Genomic DNA, 20,233 nt, shown 5'->3' with positions numbered 1-20,233 from the left:
TATGCGCCTGCCGGTGCTTTTCCTGTCGCTCTTGCCTGCCCCGGCCATCGCCGACGGGCTCGCGCTGCCCTCGGGCCGCGACGCCACCCTGCAAGAGGCGTTCTGGCAAGGCCCCGAAGAGGTCGATGGCGACTGGCTGAGGTTGCGTTTCGTCACGCCGGGGCTTGTGGCGGAGGGATGGGAAGGCTCGCTTCCCGATCTGGAGTTTCTGTGTGATACGGTCGCCTTGGGCCTTCTGGCCGAAACGGGGCGCCATGCGGATCTGATCATGATTTCGCTTGCGGACCGGCCCTCTGAATTCGGTCAGATCGACCCCGATCTGGTCCAGTTCATAGAGGCGTTTCGTCCGGACGAAGGCCACTGCACAGTGGAAGGATTCTGACGTCGATGCAATTTGCAAAGGGTGCCGGCGCGTTTGACGGCAAAGATGATGCAAGGCTGACACAGCCCGCGAACTTCCTGCACATGGCGGCTTGCGCCCCATGTCCAAGGATTCGCGCATCCGGTAAACTTCGGGGCTGTCACGCTGGTGTGACAGGAATATCCCTGCGCGGGCTGAACGGGCACAACAGCCCGATCCGCGTAAAGGGACGGAACAGGAGACTGACATGTCCGCTACCACCAAAGTTGTTCTGGCGCTTTGCGTCGCTGCCTTCGTTTCGGCCTGCAACCGTCAGCCCGAGCCCGCTCCGGTTGCTCCGGCTCCGATCGCGGCTGAGCCGACCTTCACCGGCAAATACCGCTGATCAGGCCCAGGGGCGGGCCTGTCCCGTCCCGGCGTCAGCCTTGCAGGCCATGCCTGCGGGACCCGGGGGGCCTGTGCCTGCCCGGGTCATTCATGTCCGCCCCCTGCCTGAGGTGCGGCCATGCTGAAACATCGCGGCTTTCCGGGGCGCCTTCCCGGCACGGACTTTCAGTTTACCATCCGCCGCGCGAACAAGGATGGCGCGACCAGGCTTGTCGCCCGCGAACGCTATGCCGACCGCAAGCTTGTAGACCGGCGCGCCGACAGTGCCTTCATGGCGGCCCTCTGGGATCATTTCGGCGAAGAACCGTTCGAGCGGGGCAATCTCGATGCCGGGCGCCTGTCGTGGCTTCTGGGGCGTGAGGTCATCAGCGCCGAGCCGACCTTTGACCCGCAAAGCTATGACGCCCTGCTGCGCATCGACGTCAAACGGGCACGCGCGTCCTTTCCCGAGGTTTTCGAGCAGCCAACCGAAGAGGTTGGCGATGACGACTGGTCGGACGACTGGGACGACGAGGACGAGGATTGAGCGTGATGGCGCGCAACCCCGCCGCGAAACGGCGGACTTCTGCGCAATCGCGCCGGCGTCCGACATTTTGCTTTGACCGGCGGGGGGGCGGAGTCATGCTTGAACCGTCGGCAGGGGGTTCCTTTGCCGCATTTCGTCAGAACTGTTACCCTTCCCCTTCCTGCGGGCCTGGCCTTGGCAAGGTCAGGCCGCTTTTTTCCGCGGTTCGGCAGCTAACTGCCGAACACGGGGCATCAGGAACTTTTCGGTTTTCTCTGACGTGTGATAATCTAGTTTGCACGCAGAAAGCATATTCTATCGGAGGCATATGGAAATGCAGAAGAAAACTATCGCGCTGGGCTTTGCCCTTCTCATGGGTGTCGCGGCTTGCGGCAACACGGTCGGCGAACAGGCCCTTATCGGTGGCGGTGCAGGCGCAATCGCAGGCGCTGCGACCGGCGGTGACGTCGCGGCCGGTGCGGTCATCGGCGCAGGCGGCAACGTGGCGTTCTGCCAGCTCAACCCGCATCTCTGCCGCCGCTAAGCCGCGGCTGACAGAATATCTGATCAAGGGGGCGTCGTGCGCAGGCACGGCGCCCCTTTTCGCATCTGCGTCCGTGTGCCAGGGGGGATAGCATGTTCAAGAAGATCCTGATCGCGAACCGGGGGGAGATCGCGTGCCGTGTCATCAAGACCGCCCGCAGGATGGGGATCGCGACGGTTGCCGTTTATTCCGATGCAGACCGGAACGCGCTGCATGTCCGGATGGCGGATGAGGCCGTGCATATCGGGCCGGCGCCCGCGAACCAGTCCTATATCGTGATCGACCGGATCATGGAGGCGATCCGGCAGACCGGGGCGGAGGCCGTGCACCCCGGCTATGGCTTCCTGTCCGAGAACATGAAGTTCGCGCAGGCGCTGGAGGCGGAAGGGGTGGCCTTCATCGGCCCCCCCGCTACCGCGATCGAGGCGATGGGCGACAAGATCACCTCCAAGAAGCTGGCGGCCGAGGCGGGCGTTTCTACCGTGCCGGGCTATATGGGCCTGATCCCGGATGCGGATGAGGCCGTGCGGATCAGCGGCCAGATCGGCTATCCGGTGATGATCAAGGCGAGCGCCGGCGGCGGCGGCAAGGGGATGCGTATCGCCTGGAACGACGATGAGGCGCGCGAGGGCTTTGACAGTTCCCGCAATGAGGCGGCGAGCAGTTTCGGCGACGACCGGATCTTCATCGAGAAGTTCGTGACGCAGCCCCGGCATATCGAAATTCAGGTGCTTGCCGATCAGCATGGCAACACCGTCTACCTGCATGAACGCGAATGTTCGATCCAGCGGCGGAACCAGAAGGTCATCGAAGAGGCGCCAAGCCCCTTTCTCGATCCGGCGACGCGGCGCGCCATGGGCGAACAGGCCTGTGCGCTGGCCCGGGCGGTGGGCTATACCAGCGCCGGAACGGTCGAATTCATCGTCGATGGCAACCGGAACTTTTACTTCCTTGAGATGAACACCCGCCTTCAGGTGGAACATCCGGTGACCGAGCTGATCACCGGCATCGACCTTGTGGAACAGATGATCCGCGTCGCCGCCGGGCAGCCGCTGCCCTTTGCGCAGCAGGATCTGAAGATCAACGGCTGGGCCATTGAAAGCCGCCTCTACGCCGAGGACCCCTATCGCAACTTCCTGCCCTCCATCGGGCGGCTGACCCGCTATCGCCCGCCGATCGAGGAGGCGACCGAAGCCCGCGTCGTGCGCAACGACACCGGCGTCTATGAAGGCGGTGAGATCAGCATGTATTACGACCCGATGATCGCCAAGCTTTGCACCTGGGCGCCGGACCGCAAGGCCGCGATCACCGCGATGCGAGAGGCGCTGGACGGGTTCGAGGTCGAGGGCATCGGCCATAACCTGCCCTTCCTGTCGGCGGTCATGGATCATCCGCGCTTTGCGGCGGGTGACATCACCACCGCCTTCATCGCCGAGGAATATCCGGAGGGGTTTCAGGGCGTAACCCTGCCCGACGACCTCTTGCGCCGGGTTGCGGCGGCGGCGGTCGCGATGCACCGGGTTGCGGAAATCCGGCGCGCGCGGATATCCGGACGGATGGACAATCACGAACGCCACGTGGGCACGGACTGGGTGGTCAGCCTTCAGGGGCAGGCGTTTCCGGTGACGATCGCCGCCGACCGGGATGGCGCGACCGTCCGGTTCGCGGATGCCGCGCTGCGGGTGGAATCCGACTGGACGCCGGGTCAGCCACTGGCGCGGCTGTCGGTCGATGGTCAGGCCGTGGTGATGAAGGTGGGCAAGATCCCGTCGGGCTTTCTGCTGCGCCTGCGGGGCGCGGAGCTCAAGGTCCATGTCCGCACCCCCCGGGCCGCGGAACTGGCGCAGCTCATGCCGGAAAAGCTGCCGCCGGATACGTCGAAATTCCTGCTCTGCCCCATGCCGGGGCTGGTGGTGAAGATCAACGTGGCCGAGGGCGACGAGGTTCAGGAAGGTCAGGCGCTTGCGACCGTCGAGGCGATGAAGATGGAAAACATCCTGCGCGCCACGCGCAAGGGCGTTGTCGCCCGGATCAACGCCGCGCCGGGCGCCAGCCTCAAGGTAGACGACGTCATCATGGAGTTTGCATGACTCAGTTGGTGATCCGGCCCGGACGCTGTTGCAGCATTTCCTCGCGGCGCAGGGGCAGCCGGTCGATGGCGTGGAAGATTTCCCGCGCGGTCCAGGGGCTGGGCTTTCGCTGCTTCACCATCCCGTCCTTGTCCACGAGCACGAGCGAGAACCCGCGGGGCCGGAGGCGCTGGCGCGGGTCGCTGCGCCCCTCGGGGTCGGTATCTGTCACCACAAGGACGTCCCGATCGTCGAGCCCTGCGGCGGCCGATTGCAACATGCGCATCTGCTGCTGGAACTGCGGATCGTTCGGCGTGTCCGCAAAGACCGCGATGATGCGATGTGTCCATTGCAGATCGGCCAGCGTGATCTCTGCGGCGTCTGCCGTGATGAGCCCGGTTTCCGCCACGGGCGCGCCGGTATCCGTCGATGGCAACGCGGGTGCGTCCGGCGTCTGCGCCAGCGCGGTGCGGCCCGGCATCGGGCTGAACAGGATCAGGAACGAAAGCAGCGTCAGGACCGGTTTCATGGGCTCTCCTCTGGCTGGGGATATAGGCGATTTTCCGCAGAAAGCACAGGGGCAGGGGGTCCGGCGGGGCGATCACATCGACGCCAGCGGCAAAACTGCGGGAGGGCAAGCATGAACGACGACTGGCGCGACCTGGCGGCACGCGAGCTTCGGGGCCGCAGCCCCGAGGATCTGGTCTGGAACACCTTGGAGGGTATTGCAGTCAAGCCGCTTTACACAGCGGATGACATAAGGGGCCTCGGCCATCTGGACAGTGTTCCGGGGCAACCGCCATTCACCCGTGGCGTACGGGCGACGATGTATGCGGGCCGCCCCTGGACCATCCGGCAATATGCCGGTTTTTCCACCGCCGAGGAATCGAACGCCTTTTACCGCCGCGCGCTGGCTGCCGGGCAGCAGGGGGTCTCGGTGGCCTTCGACCTTGCGACCCACCGGGGGTATGACAGCGATCATCCCCGCGTGGTGGGGGACGTGGGAAAGGCCGGCGTCGCCATCGACAGTGTCGAGGACATGAAGATCCTGTTTGACGGCATCCCGCTGGATCAGGTCAGCGTCTCGATGACGATGAACGGCGCGGTGATCCCGATCCTCGCGAACTTCATCGTGACCGGCGAGGAACAGGGTGTGGACCGCAGCCTGCTGTCCGGCACGATCCAGAACGACATCCTGAAGGAGTTCATGGTCCGCAACACCTATGTCTATCCGCCCGAACCCTCGATGCGGATCGTCGCGGACATCATCGAATACACCAGCGCCGAGATGCCCAGGTTCAACTCCATCTCCATCTCGGGCTACCACATGCAGGAAGCCGGGGCGAACCTGGTGCAGGAACTGGCCTTTACGCTCGCCGACGGGCGGGAATATGTGCGGGCGGCGATTGCGCGGGGCATGGATGTGGACGCCTTTGCCGGGCGGCTGTCGTTCTTCTTTGCCATCGGCATGAACATCTTCATGGAGGCGGCCAAGCTGCGGGCGGCGCGGCTGCTCTGGCACCGGATCATGTCCGAGTTCGCCCCGAAAAAGCCCGGCAGCCTGATGCTGCGCACCCATTGCCAGACCTCGGGCGTCTCGTTGCAGGAGCAGGACCCCTATAACAACGTGGTCCGCACGGCCTATGAGGCGCTGGCGGCGGTGCTGGGCGGCACGCAATCGCTGCACACCAATGCGCTGGATGAGGCGATGGCCCTGCCCACCGAGTTTTCCGCCCGGATCGCCCGCAACACGCAGCTGATCCTGCAAGAGGAAACGGGCGTGACCAAGGTCGTCGATCCGCTGGCGGGCAGCTATTACGTCGAAAGCCTGACGGCGGAACTGGCCGACAAGGCCTGGGCCCTGATCCAGGAGGTAGAGGCGATGGGCGGCATGACCAAGGCTGTCGCATCCGGGATGCCCAAGCTGCGGATCGAGGAAAGCGCCGCCCGGCGTCAGGCGGCCATCGACCGGGGCGAGGATGTGATCGTCGGCGTCAACAAGTACCGGCTGGAGAAGGAGGAGCCGATCGAGATTCTCGATATCGACAATGCCCGGGTGCGCGAGGCGCAGATCGCGCGGCTTGAGCATATCCGGGCCAGCCGCGATCAGTCCGCCTGCGATGCCGCGCTGGCCGAACTGGAACGGCGCGCGGCCCATGGCGGCAACCTGCTGGAGGCCGCGGTCGCGGCGGCCCGGGCCCGGGCGAGCGTGGGGGAAATCAGCATGGCGATGGAAAAGGTCTTTGGCCGTCACCGGGCCGAGGTGCGGACGCTGGCGGGTGTCTACGGTGCGGCCTATCAGGGCGATGAGGGCTTTGCCGCGATCCAGCAGGATGTGGAGGCCTTTGCCGAGGAGGAAGGGCGCCGCCCCCGGATGCTGGTGGTCAAGATGGGGCAGGACGGGCATGACCGGGGCGCCAAGGTCATCGCGACCGCCTTTGCCGATATCGGGTTCGATGTGGATGTCGGCCCCCTGTTCCAGACACCGGAAGAGGCCGCGCAGGACGCCATCGACAATGATGTGCATGTGATCGGCATCAGCAGCCAGGCGGCCGGGCACAAGACGCTGGCGCCCAGGCTGGTCGAGGCGCTGAAGGCAGCGGGCGCCGGGGACATCCTCGTCATCTGCGGCGGGGTGATTCCGCAGCAGGATTACCAGTTCCTTTACGACCGTGGGGTCAGCGCGATCTTCGGGCCGGGGACGAACATCCCGTCGGCGGCGCGCGAGATCCTGACGCTGATCCGGGCGGCGCGCTGAGCGATGCTGATCCGGCCGGCAACGCCCGCCGATGGCGCAGCGGTGGCAGAGCTTTGGAATCCGGTGATCCGCGATACGCTGGTGACGTTTACGACACAGCTCCATGCCGCCGGCGATGTCGAACGCATGATCGCGGGCAAGCAGGAGGCGGGGCTGCCCTTTCTGGTCGCGCAGGCGGGCGATGCGGTGCTGGGGTTTGCGAGCTATGGTCCATTTCGCAACGGCCCCGGTTATCGCTACACGATGGAACATACCGTCATCCTGGCGCCCGAGGGGCGCGGCAGGGGAATCGGGCGCGCGATCATGCAGCGGCTGGAGGATCACGCCCGGACGGGCGGCGTTCACAGTCTCATCGGCGGTATCAGCGCGGCAAACCCGGCGGGGCGCGCCTTTCATGCAGCCCTGGGGTATTTGGAGGTCGCCGTCCTGCCCGAAGTGGGCTATAAATGGGGACAGTGGCTCGATCTTGTGCTGATGCAGAAAAAGCTCTGAATGTCGCAATGACAGTGCCGGCTTTTGGCGCTAACATACCCTCATGTCGATCTGGACCCGCATATCCGCCGCTCTTGCGGCGCTCGCCAATGGCGAAGGCCTTGCACAGGTCTTTGACCGCCTGCGCCAGCCACCGGAGCGGTCGGTTGCCTTTACCATCGCCGTAATCGCGCTGGGCGCGAAGATGGCCAAGGCCGACGGAACGGTCACGAGATCCGAGGTCGCCGCCTTTCGCGAGGTGTTTCACATCGCCCCCGAGGATGAGGCCCACGCCGCCCGGGTCTATAACCTCGCGCGGCAATGTGCGCAGGGCTATGAAGCCTACGCCCAACGGATTTCCGGAATGTTCCGCGATGACAATCAGGTGCTGATCGACCTGATGGAGGGGCTGTTCCACATCGCGGTGGCCGATGGCGGCTATCATCCCGACGAAGAGGAATTCCTGCGCAATGTCGCCACGATCTTCGGGCTGAGCGACAAGTGCTTCCGCGCGATCCGCAGCCGCTATGTCACCGATGCGCTGCCCGATCCGTATGAGGTTCTGGGCGTCTCGCTCGACACGCCGATGGACTCGATCCGCCGCGCCTGGCGTGAGGCGGTCAAGGAAAGCCACCCGGACCGCATGATCGCCCGTGGCCTGCCGCCCGAGGCCGTGAAGCTTGCCGAACGGCGCTTGCAGGCGGTGAACCGCGCCTGGGAAGAGATCAGCCACAACCGCGCCGCCTGACGCGGATACTGCCGGCGGCGCGCCGCCGAAGGGCCGCCGGCTCGTGCGCGGATGCCTTCACTTGCGTGCCACATGCCCCATATCAGGGGCATGAGACATGCGATCGCCCTTTCCCTCATGCTTGCGACCGCCGCGCCGGCGGCGGCGCAGGATGACTGGTCGGAGGGGCTCGACCGGTTTCAGGAAGGCGCGCAGCGGCTCTTGCAGGAATTCCTGCGCGAGGTCGAGCCGGGGCTGCGGGACCTGACCCGGGATCTGGCGCGTCAGATCGACGACCTGACGCTTTACCACCGGCCCGAGGTGCTGCCGAACGGCGATATCCTGATCCGGCGCCGTGCTCCGCGGGATGCCCCGCCCACCCCGGACCGGGCCCCGCAAGATCGTCTGCCGCCGGGCCTCGACCGGGACGACGGCATAGAGATCTAAGCGACAGATCTACTCGCCGAGATCCTGACGCGCGTTCTTGACCCGAACCCGCGTTTCCACCTTCAGCGCCTGCGCGAGTGCCGCGAACCGCGATTGGGCGACCTCACCGAACAGGGCCTGCATTTCCGGTTGCAGGATCAGTTCCAGCATCTTTTTCTTGGGGTAGAATTTCAGTGCGCCGGCGCTTTCAGGATGCTCGACGGCGAACATCGCGCCGAACCGCAATGCCTTGCCCAGTACCTCGGCCTCTTGCATTTCCTTTTCGGACAAGAGACGAAACATGCCGCCCATCTTGCCGTTGCGGCTGTTCTTGTAGCGATGCATCAGCGCCAGTCCCAGAAAGACACGGCCCTTGTGGTCCAGTCCGCCCAGGTTCGCGCGGGTCGCGTTGTCAAAACAGGCCTCGGCCCGATAATCGGGATGCGCCCGCCAGGCAGTATCGTGCAGCAGACAGGCCGCCTTGATCAGCCGCTTGCGCTCTTTCGACGCCGATTTGAACAGCGGCTGGAGGAAGGCGTAAAGCTTCTTGCCGAACCCCGGCAGCCGCGCGCTTTGCGCCTCGGCAAAGCGGCAGGCCTCGATCAGCGGGTCGCGTTGGCGCAGGCGTTCCGGCATCTGCTCGTAAAGCAGCCCCTCGCGGATACCATAAGAGGAAATGTCGATTTCCTGCGGGCGGAAGGTCTTGACCAGTTCGCGCAGCACCTCCGAGGCGAGCGGCACAAGCTCTACCCGCTCGCTCGACAGGCCGCCTTCGCCGCGCAGCGTCGCGACATCGCGGTCGCCGATCCAGTCGCAGGTGTCGCGCACCGCCTTGGGGGACATGCGGTATTCGTGCAGCACCGTCAGCGGATAGTTCTGCCGCACCATGTCGAGCCGCGCGATGGCCCGCCATGACCCCCCCACCAGATAGATGCGGTCATGGTCCTTGCCCACCTGATCGCGCAGGCCGACGAGGATCTCCGAGATATGCCGCCGCAACCCCTTTTTGCCACCGCCCACCTGCTGCAGGCGGAACGGCCCGAGCGGCGAGGTCACGCGCGCATGGACCTTGCCGTCGCCGATGACCGCAAGCTCCATCGACGATCCGCCGATATCGCAGACAAGGCCTGACGCCTCGGGCCAGCCCAGCAGGACCCCTTGCGCGGAAAGGCGCGCCTCTTCAGCCCCGTCGATCACCCAGAGCGAGAGGCCCGTTTCCTTCAGCACCTCTTCGCGGAACTCGGCGCCGTCCTCGGCCTCACGCACCGCAGCGGTGGCGACGACGGTCAGGGGCGCGATCTTCATCCCCTCGGCCAGAAGGGCAAAGCGTTTCAGGGCGGCAAGCGCACGTTCCCGCCCGCGCGGGTTCAACCGGCCGCTGGTTGCAAGCCCCGCGCCAAGGCCGCACATCACCTTTTCGTTGTAGAAATAGGCCGGGCTGCGCGCCGCGCCGTCAAAGACCACCATCCGGACCGAGTTCGACCCGACATCGACCACGCCCACCCGGCTGAGCGCGCGGGCCGAAGGGTCTTCGAACAAGGGGCGGCCGAAGGGTCCCCATTCCTCGGTCGAACCGGCTGCGGTTGCGGGCGTCAGCGTGTCCATCCAGTTCCCTTCGCTGCTGCTTCGTCGGCGGCAACCTGCGTCACATGGGCGGGGGCGTCAATCTTCGGAATGCGCCAGGCGCGGCACGTCCTTGGCCCCGGCGGTTCCACGCCCCGAAAGTGACGGGTTCTCCATGAAAAAGCGGTGGCAGTTGAAAAGTTCCTGCCCCTCGGTGGGAAGCGTGCGGGTGAACTGGCCGTCGGGCTGCAGAATCCAGCTCTGCGCCTCATCCGCGAGGTTCGCCGCCATGATCTGGCTGACGATCTGCGCCTTGACGGTGTCGTTGTGAATCTCGACCAGTGTTTCGACGCGCCGGTTGAGGTTCCGGCCCATCCAGTCGGCGGATGAAATGAACACCCGCCCCTTGCGCGAAGGCAGTCCGTGGCCGTTGCCGAAACAGACGATGCGGCTGTGCTCCAGAAACCGCCCGACGATGGATTTGACGCGGATATTCTCGCTCAGCCCCTCGATGCCGGGGCGGATGCCGCAGATGCCGCGGATCACGAGGCTGATCTTCACCCCCGCCTGGCTGGCGGCGTAAAGCGCGTCGATCACCTCGGGGTCGATCAGGCTGTTCATCTTGGCCCAGATCGCGGCGGGACGCCCCGCACGGGCATAGGCGGCCTCGGCAGCGATGAGTTCGAGCAGCCGGGGCTTGAGCGTGATCGGCGAGATCGCGAGGTTTTCCAGCCCGTCCGGCTGCGCGTATCCCGAAAGGAAGTTGAAGACCTTGGTCGCGTCGCGGCCAAGTGCCGGATCGCAGGTGAAAAGCGACAGATCGGTATAGATGCGGGCAGTGATCGGGTGATAGTTGCCCGTGCCATAATGGGTATAGGTGACCAGGTTGTCGCCCTCGCGCCGCACTACGGTGCTGATCTTGGCGTGGGTCTTGAGGTGGATGAACCCATAGACAACATGCGCGCCCGACCGTTCGAGCCGACGCGATTGCCGGATATTCGCGGCCTCGTCGAACCGGGCTTTGAGTTCGACGAGCGCGGTCACGGATTTCCCCGCCTCGGCGGCCTCGCACAGGGCGGCGACGATCGGGCTGTCGCGGCTGGTGCGATAAAGCGTCTGCTTGATCGCCAGAACGTTCGGATCGCGCGCGGCCTGTTCCAGAAAGCGCACCACCATGTCGAAGGTTTCATAGGGATGATGCAGCAGCATGTCCTTTTGCCGGATCGCGGCGAACATGTCCCCGTCATGGTCCTGCACCCGTTCGGGCACGCGCGGGGTAAAGGGCGGCCATTGCAGGTCGCGCCGGCTGTCGAGAACCAGTTCCTTGACATCCGCCATACCGATCAGGCCGCGCAGTTCGACCACCTCATCCGGCGTCACGTCCAGTTCATCCATGATGACGGCGCGCAGCGCGTCGGGGGCGCCCGCCGAGATCTTCATCCGGATCACTTCGCCCCGGCGGCGGCGCTTGAGTGCGACCTCGAACTCGCGGACAAGATCCTCGGCCTCTTCCTCCACCTCGATATCGCTGTCGCGCAGCACGCGGAAGGTGCAATGCCCCTTGTCGATATAGCCGGGAAAGAGCACGCCGAGATGCATCAGCAGCAGTTCTTCCAGCGGAACGAAACGCGCCTCGCCGGGCTTGGCGGGCAGCGCGATGAAGCGGTCGATCTGCTGCGGGATCGGCAAAAGCGCCTGCAGGGGCCGCTGGTCGGTCCGCCGTTCGAGTTGCAGTGCAAGGCAGAAGCCGGTGTTCGGGATGAAGGGAAAGGGATGCGCCGGGTCGATGGCCAGGGGCGACAGCACCGGAAAGACCTTGTTCAGGAAATGCCCCTCAAGGAATTTCTCGTCGCGGCGCGTCAGCTTGGACCGGGTCACAAGCGTGATGCGCTCCGCCTCCAGCAGTTTCTTCAGCTTGTTCCAGACGGTTTGCTGGGCCGCCATCAGCCGCCGCGCCTCGGCATTGATCAGTTCGAGCTGTGCGAGGGGTGACCGCCCGTCCTCGCTGATGCTGGCATTGCCGGCCCGTGCCAGTTCGCGCAGCCCGGCCACCCGCACCGTATAGAATTCATCAAGGTTCGCCGCCGAGATCGACAGGAAGCGCACCCGTTCCAGCAGCGGCACGCGGGGATTGCGCGCCTCATCCAGAACGCGCCAGTTGAAGGCGAGCCAGGAAAGTTCCCGGTTGAAGAACCTGCCCGGCCCGGAAAACTCGGCCGCGGGCAGCGCGGTTGCGCGGGGAAAGGGCGACTTGAGGAAATCGGACTGGGTCATGCGGGCCTTATCGGCGTTTTTTGTGAAGCCTGAATGAAAGTTATGCCCCGGGGGGTTCCGCACTGTCCAGCACCTCGGCGGCAAGGTTGCGCGTCACGGCGCGTCCCTGCGCAAGGGCCGCGCGGTCCAGCCGTTCCACCAGATCGCGGGCGGCGCCGAACGACCGTTCCATCCGCGTCACGAGATAGGCGATAAGCGCGGGCGAGACCGTGATCTGCCGGTCGGAAAAGAGCTTGAGCAGCACCGCGGACAAAAGCTGATCGTCGGGCGCCACCAGCGTCGCGGTCGCGGTGGCCTGCATCCGGCTTGCAAGATCGGGCAGGATCAGGGGCCAGCGGTTCGGCGGGGCCTTCGCGGTCAGCAGGATGCGGCCGCCCTGGGCCACGATCATGTTGTGCAGGTGAAAAAGCGTCACCTCGGCCTCGCGGTCGGTGGCGATGTCGTCGGCATCCTCGATCACCACCCGCCCCCAGAAGGCCAGCGCGTCCGCCGAGGAACTGGCCAGATCGCTGGCCTGAAAGATCATCGCCCCGGTTTCCGACGCCCAGATATTCGCCATATGCGTCTTGCCCGATCCCGGTGGCCCGACAAGGATCAGCTTGCCCAGGGGCCAGTTCTGCCAGTCCGCCACCGTTGCGACCGCAAGCGCGTTGGCTGGCGAGACGTGAAAATCGGCGCGCCCCAGCGCCTCATGCACTGGCAGGCTCAGGGGAAGTTGCGCCATGGGTCAGTCCCCGGGGGGCGGAGGGGGCGGAGGGGCCGTTGTGCCGGTATGAGCCATGGGCGCAATGACCTGCCCGTCGGGCGTGATGACCGGCGGGCTGTCGCCGCGATAAAGCGCGCTTTCGCGATAGCGATGCGCGGCGAAACGCACCAGAACGCCGAGCGCGGCAGCCACCGGCACCGCAACCAGCATCCCCGCAAAGCCGAAGAGAGAGCCAAAGACCGACAGCGCAAGCAAGAGCCAGACGGGGTGCAGCCCGACATACCCCCCAACCAGTTTCGGGACGAGGATGTTGCCCTCGAGGATCTGGCCGATGATGAAGATCACGACGACCGCCGCGATCCAGACAGGTTCCCCCCAGAAGGTGAAAAGCGCGAGCCCGATCGAGATCGTGCCCCCGAGGATCGCGCCGATATAGGGGATGAACGACACACCCCCTGTCACGACGCCCACGACCAGCCCGAAAGGCAGGCCCACGGACATCAGTGTGACCGAGTAATAGATGGCCAGGATGCCGATCACCGCCGACTGCCCGCGCACGAAACCCGAAAGCGCCTCATCCACCTCAAGGGCGAGCCTGCGGATCGTGGGCGCATGATCGCGCGGCAGCAGGCTGTCGATGCGCGCGACCAGATTGTCCCAGTCGAGCAGCAGGTAAAAGCTGACGACCGGCACGATGACGATGAAGACCAGCGCGCTCACGACATTGCGCACGGAGCTCATCAGCGTGTTCAGCAACTCGCCGCCACGGGCGCGGATCATCTCGCCGACATTGGCGAGCGTGTCGCGCAGCACGCTGTCCTCATTCACGTATTCGGGGAAGCGCGCTGAAAGGAATTCCAGCAACTGCCGGAAGATGTCCGGCGCGGTGTTGATCAGTTGCGTGCCCTGGTCGATCAGCACCGGAACCAGCAGGATCAGCAGAGCCACAAGGGCCACCACCGCCATCAGCGTGATGACGATAACCGCAAGCAGCCGCGACAGACCCAGCCGTTCCAGACGGTCGGCGATCGGGTCGAGGAGATAGGCGATGGCGGCTGCCACGATGAAGGGCAAAAGCGTGTTGCCCATCAGCCAGAGCAGCGCCAGAAACACCGCCGCGGCGATGCCCCAGTATTTCAGTTGCGTCCTGATCGGCAGCCCCATCCGGGTTCCCCCTGTTCCTGCCCCGGTTGTCGCCGATGCCCCCGCGTCGCGCAAGCCCGCGCGCATGTGTCGCCGGCATGGCTTGTCTGAAGGGATGCTTTCTAATAGGTGGAAAGGCGAAAACGCCCTGCGGAAAGCTCTGCCATGCGCCTTACTCGCTATTTCCTGCCCGTCCTGAAAGAAAACCCCGCCGAGGCGCAGATCGTCAGCCATCGCCTGATGCTGCGCGCCGGGATGATCCGCCAGCAGGCGGCGGGTATCTATTCCTGGCTGCCGCTGGGCCTGCGGGTGCTGCGCCGGATCGAACAGATCGTGCATGAGGAACAGGCGCGCGCCGGCCATATCCCCGTCCTGATGCCGACGCTGCAATCGGCGGACCTGTGGCGCGAATCCGGCCGGTATGAGGATTACGGCGAAGAGATGCTGCGCATCAAGGATCGCCACAAGCGAGACCTGCTTTATGGACCCACCAACGAAGAGATGATCACCGACATCTTCCGGGGCCATGTGAACAGCTACAAGGACCTTCCGCTGACGCTTTATCAGATCCAGTGGAAGTTCCGCGACGAAATCCGCCCCCGTTTCGGCGTGATGCGCGGGCGCGAGTTCCTGATGAAGGACGGCTACAACTTCGACATCGACAAGGACGCGGCCATCCATGCCTATAACCGGCACATGGTCAGCTATCTGCGCACCTATGAACGCATGGGCCTGACGGCAATCCCGATGCGCGCGGCCTCCGGGCCGATCGGCGGGGACAACACACATGAATTCCTGGTGCTGGCGGAGACCGGCGAATCCGAGGTGTTCTATGACAGCGCGATCCTCGACCTGAAGCTGGGCGAACGTGTCGTGGATTACGACAGCCGTGAGGAATGCGAAGGGATCGTTCAGGAATGGACTGCGCCTTACGCCCGCACCGACGAAACCCATGACGCGGCGCTTTTCGACCAGATCCCCGAGGAACGGCGCAAAAGTTCTCGCGGGATCGAGGTGGGCCAGATCTTTTATTTCGGCACCAAGTATTCCGAACCGATGGGCGCCGTCGTCGTCAACGACAAGGGCGAGCGCGTGCCCGTTCATATGGGAAGCCACGGGATCGGGGTGTCGCGCCTGCTGGGCGCCATCATCGAGGCGAGCCACGACGACCGCGGCATCATCTGGCCTGAAGGCGTGACGCCCTTCCCGGTGGGGATCGTCAACCTGAAACAGGGCGATATCGCGACCGACGGCGCCTGCGAGGCGCTTTACAACACGCTGATCTCCAAGGGGTTGGAGCCGCTTTATGACGACCGTGACGACCGGGCCGGCGCCAAGTTCGCGACGATGGACCTGATCGGCCTGCCCTGGCGCATCACGGTCGGGCCGCGCGGCCTTGCGAACGGGATGGTGGAACTGACCTGCCGGCGCACCGGCGAAAGTCAGGAAATGACGCCCGAGGCCGCCGTCGCGCGTCTGGTCCAGATCTACGAAAAGCACTGATCGCGCATGGCCCGTCGCACTGCCCCATTTGCCGGCTTCGAATGGATGATCGCCTGGCGCTACCTGCGCGCCCGGCGGGCCGAGGGTGGCGTCAGCGTGATGACCTGGATCAGCCTGATCGGCATTGCGCTCGCGGTGTTTGCGCTGATCGCGACACTTGCGGTGCGGTCCGGGTTCCGGACCGAATTCGTCGGCACGATCCTTGGCGCCAATGCCCATGTGACGCTTTACGCCACGACGCAGATCCCCGGGACGGATCAGACGACGCGCCTGATCGCGGATTACGAGGAACGCGCGGCCTCGGTCGCGCAGGTGCCGGGCGTGACGCGCGTGGCGCCGATCGTGCGCGGACAGGTCATGGTGGCCCAGCAGGGCCGCAATGGCGGGGCCGAGGTGCTGGGCATCGCGGCGGCGGACCTTGCGACCATCCCGGCGATCGCCAATTCTGAAACGGCGCAGGGCGACCTGGCGCGGTTCGATGAAGGGATCGCCATCGGCGCAGGCATCGCGCGCGAGCTTGGCATCGCGCTTGGCGACCGGGTCAGGCTGATCTCGCCCGACGGGGTGCGCACCGCCTTCGGCCCCAGTCCGCGGGTCAATGCCTATGAGGTCGTCTATATCTTCAGCGCCGGGCGCTATGACATCGACCGCACCCGCATCTACATGCCGCTTGAGCCCGCGCAGGAATATTTCAACCGCGAAGGCTATGTCGATGAGCTGGAGATCATGGTCGAGACCCCCGAGGCCGTCGACCAGATGATCCCGGACCTGATGCGGGCCGGTGGCGAGGGTGCCTATTTCTGGACGTGGCGCGACAGCGCGGGGGGCTTCCTGCGAGCATTGGAGGTCGAGGACAACGTGATGTTCGTCATCCTCTCGATCCTTGTGCTGATCGCGGCGATGAACATCGTCTCGGGCCTCATCATGCTGGTCAAGAACAAGGGCCGCGACATCGGCATCCTGCGCACGATGGGCCTGTCCGAGGGTTCCGTCCTGCGGGTCTTCTTCATCTGCGGCGCGTCGGTGGGCATGATCGGGACGCTGGCCGGGGTGATCCTCGGCTGCCTGTTCGCGATCTATATCGACCCGATCTTCGCCTTTGTGAACTATGTCATGGGCGGCGGTGTCTGGGACCCGGCGATCCGGGGGATCTATGCGCTGCCGGCCGAACTGCGCGGATGGGACGTCTTCCGGGCGGTGGCCCTGTCGCTTGGCCTCTCGTTTGTCATCACCATCTTTCCGGCGCGGCGCGCGGCACGCATGAACCCGGTCGAGGCCCTGCGCTATGAATGATGCGGTGCTGAACCTCCGGGGGATCGAAAAGACCTATAACAAGGGCCAGCCCGGTGAGGTGCAGGTCCTGCGCGGGATCGACCTGTCTGTCTCGCGCGGAGAGGTTGTGGCCCTTGTCGCGCCTTCGGGGGCGGGCAAGTCGACGCTTTTGCATATCGCCGGGTTGCTCGACACCGCGGATCGGGGCCAGGTTGCAATCGCCGGACAGGAAACGGCCGGCCTTTCGGATGCGCGCCGCACCGAGCTGCGTCGTCAGGATATCGGCTTCATCTATCAGTTCCATCACCTGCTGCCCGAATTCTCGGCGCTCGAAAACATCGTCCTGCCCCAACTGGCGAACGGCGTCCCCCGCCGGGATGCGGCAGAGCGTGCGCAGACGCTTCTGGCGCGGGTGGGCGTCGGGCACCGGGGCGGTCATCGCCCGGCGGCGCTTTCGGGGGGCGAACAGCAGCGCGTTGCCTTTTGCCGTGCGCTCGCCAATGGCCCCCGTCTTTTGCTGGCGGACGAACCGACGGGCAACCTGGACCCCGCGACATCGGATCAGGTTTTCGGCGCACTGATGGACCTTGTGCGCGAGACGGGGCTGTCTGCGCTGATCGCGACCCATAACCTTGATCTTGCCGCGCGTATGGACAGGGTGGTGCGGCTTGAGGCAGGCTCTGTCGTCGTGGCGTCAGGCATCGCTTGAACCGCGCCGCCGGGGGTGGTCTATTGCCCCCTCAACCAGAACGCAGAGCAGAACCCTGAATCGAGAGCCGATGCCCGCTGACGACCTTCTTGGCCCGCAGGCCGACCAGAGCTATGACGCCTCTTCCATCGAGGTGCTGGAGGGGCTGGAGCCCGTCCGCAAACGTCCCGGCATGTATATTGGCGGAACCGATGAACGCGCGCTTCACCATCTGGTGGCCGAGATCCTCGACAACTCGATGGATGAGGCCGTCGCGGGCCATGCGAACCGGATCGAGGTGGAACTGCACGCCGACTACTCGATCACTGTCCGGGACAACGGCCGCGGGATGCCGATCGACCCGCATCCGAAATTCCCGGGGAAATCCGCGCTCGAAGTGATTTTCTGCATCCTTCACGCGGGGGGCAAGTTTTCGGGCAAGGCCTATCAGACCTCGGGCGGTCTGCATGGGGTCGGTGCCTCGGTCGTGAACGCGCTGTCGGATCATCTGCGGGTCGAGGTCGCACGCAACCGCGAACTTTTCGTGCAGGAGTTTTCGCGCGGCATCCCGCAAGGGCCGGTGCAAAAGGTCGGACCTGCCCCCAACCGGCGCGGCACGAGCGTCACCTTCCACGCCGACGAACAGATCTTTGGTCATCACCGGTTCAAGCCCGCGCGGCTGATCAAGATGGTGCGGTCCAAGGCCTATCTGTTCTCGGGGGTGGAAATCCGCTGGAAATCCGCCATCGACGACGGCGAAACCCCGCGCGAGGCGACGTTCCATTTCCCCGGCGGGCTTGCGGATTATCTGAACGAACAGTTGCAGGGCAACGCGGCCTATGCCGACATTCCTTTCGCCGGCCGGGTCGGCTTCATGGAAAAGTTCGGCGTCACCGGCTATGTCGAATGGGCGATCAACTGGACGCCCGCCCGCGACGGCTTCATCCAGTCCTACTGCAACACCGTGCCTACGCCCGAGGGCGGCACCCATGAACAGGGGTTCTGGGCCGCGATCCTCAAGGGCATCCGGGCCTATGGCGAGTTGGTGAACAACCGCAAGGCGGCGCAGATCACCCGGGACGACATGCTGGCCGGGGGATGCGCGCTCGTCTCCTGCTTTATCGCCGAGCCGGAATTTGTCGGTCAGACCAAGGACCGCCTTGCCACGACCGAGGCCGCGCGGCTGGTCGAGGGCGCGGTGCGCGACCATTTCGACAACTGGCTGGCGGGAAACACCAAGGCGGCCGGGGCGATCCTCGATTACCTTGTCCTGCGGGCCGAGGAGCGGCTGCGGCGCCGGGCCGAAAAGGAAACGCAGCGCAAGACAGCGACGAAGAAGCTGCGCCTGCCCGGCAAGCTGGTGGATTGTTCCGCAACGGGTCGCGAGGGGACCGAGCTTTTCATCGTCGAAGGGGACAGCGCCGGCGGCAGCGCCAAGATGGCGCGCGAACGCAAGACGCAGGCCCTGCTGCCGTTGCGGGGCAAGATCCTGAACGTGCTGGGCGCCGCCAGTTCCAAGCTGGGCCAGAACAGCGAGATCAACGATCTCTGCCAGGCATTGGGCGTCGGGCTGGGCACCAAGTTCAACATCGACGACCTGCGCTATGAAAAGGTCATCATCATGACCGACGCCGATGTCGACGGGGCCCATATCGCGGCGCTGCTGATGACGTTCTTCTACACCTACATGCGCCCGATGATCGACAAGGGGCACCTGTATCTCGCCTGCCCGCCGCTGTTCCGGCTGACGCAGGGCGCGCACCGGGTCTATGCGCTCGATGAGGTCGAAAAGAACATCCATCTGGCCAAGGGGCTTGGCGGGCGCGGCAAGATCGACGTCAGCCGCTTCAAGGGGCTGGGCGAGATGGACGCCAAGGACCTGCGCGAGACGACCATGAACCCGTCGACGCGCAAGCTGATCCGCGTCAGCATAGACGACGACGAACCCGGCGAGACCGGCGATCTGGTCGAGCGTCTGATGGGCAAGCGGCCCGAGATGCGGTTCCAGTACATCCAGGAAAACGCTCGTTTCGTCGAGGAACTGGACGTCTGACGTTGACTCCGGGGCCGGGCGGTATATAAGCCGCCCGTTCCGGGGAATCGTTCCCGGTTTTGGTGTTGGTGGCCCCCGCAAGGGGATGCCTGTCGGCAGAAGGCCCCGGGCCCGATGCAGAGGACAACGCCCTTCACATGAACGAAGGAGATCAGCCGTGACGAAACGCACGTCTGCCAAGTACAAGATCGACCGCCGCATGGGCGAAAACATCTGGGGCCGTCCCAAGTCGCCGGTGAACAAGCGTGAATACGGCCCCGGCCAGCACGGCCAGCGCCGCAAGAACAAGCTGTCGGACTTCGGTACCCAGCTGCGCGCCAAGCAGAAGCTCAAGGGCTACTATGGCGACCTGACCGAAAAGCAGTTCCGCCGCATCTATGCCGAAGCTGGCCGGATCAAGGGCGACACCAGCGAGAACCTCATCGGTCTGCTGGAGCGTCGTCTGGATGCGGTCGTCTACCGCGCCAAGTTCGTGCCGACCATCTGGGCCGCGCGTCAGTTCGTGAACCATGGCCATGTCACGGTGAACGGCAAGCGCGTGAACATCGGGTCCTATCGCGTCAAGGAAGGCGACGTGATCGCCGTGCGCGACCGGTCCCGCCAGCTTGCCATCGTGCTTGAGGCCGTGGCCCTGGCCGAGCGTGACGTGCCCGACTACATTGAGGCCGATCATTCCAAGATGACCGCGACCTTCGTGCGCACCCCGGGCCTGTCGGATGTGCCCTATCCGGTGCAGATGGAACCGAACCTGGTCGTCGAATTCTATTCGCGCTGACCGGCGTC

The 20,233-nt window shown here is 65.0% G+C and carries 19 protein-coding genes; 14 read left to right on the top strand and 5 right to left on the bottom strand.

All coding sequences use genetic code 11. The features are described from left to right. Position 1 precedes the first annotated feature (1 nt). The 5 genes from ACFSGJ_RS05820 (at position 2) to ACFSGJ_RS05800 (ending at position 3,887) form a co-directional block, all read left to right on the top strand. Positions 2–382 carry a DUF6497 family protein gene (locus tag ACFSGJ_RS05820; RefSeq protein WP_390260047.1) on the top strand — a complete coding sequence of 127 codons (381 nt, stop codon included), beginning with the start codon at positions 2–4 and terminating at the stop codon, positions 380–382. Positions 383–608: 226 nt separating this feature from the next. Continuing rightward, positions 609–746, top strand: a complete 138-nt coding sequence (locus tag ACFSGJ_RS05815; protein WP_390260046.1) for a hypothetical protein — start codon at positions 609–611, stop codon at positions 744–746. Positions 747–866: 120 nt separating this feature from the next. Beyond that, the gene (locus tag ACFSGJ_RS05810; RefSeq protein ID WP_390260045.1) at positions 867–1,274 is read left to right on the top strand and encodes a hypothetical protein; all 408 of its coding nucleotides are present in this window, start codon (positions 867–869) and stop codon (positions 1,272–1,274) included. 313 nt (positions 1,275–1,587) lie between these two features. Beyond that, positions 1,588–1,797 carry a hypothetical protein gene (locus ACFSGJ_RS05805; protein WP_390260044.1) on the top strand — a complete coding sequence of 70 codons (210 nt, stop codon included), beginning with the start codon at positions 1,588–1,590 and terminating at the stop codon, positions 1,795–1,797. Positions 1,798–1,889: 92 nt separating this feature from the next. After that, positions 1,890–3,887, top strand: a complete 1,998-nt coding sequence (locus tag ACFSGJ_RS05800) for an acetyl-CoA carboxylase biotin carboxylase subunit (RefSeq protein WP_390260043.1) — start codon at positions 1,890–1,892, stop codon at positions 3,885–3,887. A 1-nt stretch (position 3,888) separates the two neighbouring features. Here the strand turns inward: ACFSGJ_RS05800 and ACFSGJ_RS05795 are convergent, their stop codons facing one another. Further along, on the bottom strand, positions 3,889–4,395 hold the full coding sequence (locus tag ACFSGJ_RS05795; RefSeq protein WP_390260042.1) for a DUF4174 domain-containing protein: 507 nt from the start codon (positions 4,393–4,395) through the stop codon (positions 3,889–3,891). 111 nt (positions 4,396–4,506) lie between these two features. Between ACFSGJ_RS05795 and scpA the strand changes: the two genes are divergently transcribed. The 4 genes from scpA to ACFSGJ_RS05775 all read left to right on the top strand — a co-directional run bounded on the left by scpA (position 4,507) and on the right by ACFSGJ_RS05775 (position 8,269). Then, a complete protein-coding gene (gene scpA, locus ACFSGJ_RS05790) occupies positions 4,507–6,624 on the top strand; it encodes a methylmalonyl-CoA mutase (RefSeq protein WP_390260041.1) in 2,118 nt (705 codons plus the stop codon). Positions 6,625–6,630: 6 nt separating this feature from the next. Beyond that, on the top strand, positions 6,631–7,116 hold the full coding sequence (locus ACFSGJ_RS05785; protein ID WP_390260132.1) for a GNAT family N-acetyltransferase: 486 nt from the start codon (positions 6,631–6,633) through the stop codon (positions 7,114–7,116). A 43-nt stretch (positions 7,117–7,159) separates the two neighbouring features. Further along, positions 7,160–7,843, top strand: coding sequence for a TerB family tellurite resistance protein (locus tag ACFSGJ_RS05780; RefSeq protein WP_390260040.1), 684 nt, complete (start codon positions 7,160–7,162; stop codon positions 7,841–7,843). A 90-nt stretch (positions 7,844–7,933) separates the two neighbouring features. Then, positions 7,934–8,269, top strand: coding sequence for an AAA+ family ATPase (locus ACFSGJ_RS05775; RefSeq protein WP_390260039.1), 336 nt, complete (start codon positions 7,934–7,936; stop codon positions 8,267–8,269). 9 nt (positions 8,270–8,278) lie between these two features. Here the strand turns inward: ACFSGJ_RS05775 and ACFSGJ_RS05770 are convergent, their stop codons facing one another. From ACFSGJ_RS05770 to ACFSGJ_RS05755, 4 genes are read right to left on the bottom strand one after another with little or no spacing between them, the layout of a single operon-like run. Continuing rightward, a complete protein-coding gene (locus ACFSGJ_RS05770; protein ID WP_390260038.1) occupies positions 8,279–9,853 on the bottom strand; it encodes a Ppx/GppA family phosphatase in 1,575 nt (524 codons plus the stop codon). Between the two features lie 57 nt (positions 9,854–9,910). Further along, positions 9,911–12,085, bottom strand: coding sequence for an RNA degradosome polyphosphate kinase (locus ACFSGJ_RS05765; protein WP_390260037.1), 2,175 nt, complete (start codon positions 12,083–12,085; stop codon positions 9,911–9,913). Positions 12,086–12,125: 40 nt separating this feature from the next. After that, a complete protein-coding gene (locus tag ACFSGJ_RS05760; RefSeq protein ID WP_390260036.1) occupies positions 12,126–12,809 on the bottom strand; it encodes an AAA family ATPase in 684 nt (227 codons plus the stop codon). A 3-nt stretch (positions 12,810–12,812) separates the two neighbouring features. Then, entirely contained in the window at positions 12,813–13,955 is a 1,143-nt protein-coding gene (locus ACFSGJ_RS05755; protein ID WP_390260035.1) for an AI-2E family transporter, read from the bottom strand. Between the two features lie 144 nt (positions 13,956–14,099). Here ACFSGJ_RS05755 and proS point away from each other — a divergent pair, with 144 nt between their 5' ends. The 5 genes from proS to rpsD all read left to right on the top strand — a co-directional run bounded on the left by proS (position 14,100) and on the right by rpsD (position 20,225). After that, positions 14,100–15,437: a proline--tRNA ligase gene (proS, locus tag ACFSGJ_RS05750; protein ID WP_390260034.1), complete on the top strand. Its 1,338-nt coding sequence runs from the start codon at positions 14,100–14,102 to the stop codon at positions 15,435–15,437. Between the two features lie 6 nt (positions 15,438–15,443). Continuing rightward, on the top strand, positions 15,444–16,730 hold the full coding sequence (locus ACFSGJ_RS05745; RefSeq protein ID WP_390260033.1) for a lipoprotein-releasing ABC transporter permease subunit: 1,287 nt from the start codon (positions 15,444–15,446) through the stop codon (positions 16,728–16,730). Beyond that, on the top strand, positions 16,723–17,418 hold the full coding sequence (locus tag ACFSGJ_RS05740; protein WP_390260032.1) for an ABC transporter ATP-binding protein: 696 nt from the start codon (positions 16,723–16,725) through the stop codon (positions 17,416–17,418). Before ACFSGJ_RS05745 ends, ACFSGJ_RS05740 begins: the two co-directional genes overlap by 8 nt. Positions 17,419–17,488: 70 nt before the next feature. Next, entirely contained in the window at positions 17,489–19,450 is a 1,962-nt protein-coding gene (gene parE / locus ACFSGJ_RS05735) for a DNA topoisomerase IV subunit B (RefSeq protein ID WP_390260031.1), read from the top strand. Positions 19,451–19,607: 157 nt separating this feature from the next. Beyond that, positions 19,608–20,225 carry a 30S ribosomal protein S4 gene (gene rpsD, locus ACFSGJ_RS05730; protein WP_390260030.1) on the top strand — a complete coding sequence of 206 codons (618 nt, stop codon included), beginning with the start codon at positions 19,608–19,610 and terminating at the stop codon, positions 20,223–20,225. Positions 20,226–20,233: the final 8 nt, after the last annotated feature.

The sequence above is a fragment of the Halodurantibacterium flavum genome, from assembly GCF_042681825.1.
GTDB classification, from domain to species: domain Bacteria; phylum Pseudomonadota; class Alphaproteobacteria; order Rhodobacterales; family Rhodobacteraceae; genus Halodurantibacterium; species Halodurantibacterium flavum.
Note: the sequence above shows the minus strand (reverse complement) of the source record. Positions and strands in the feature narration are given on the sequence as shown.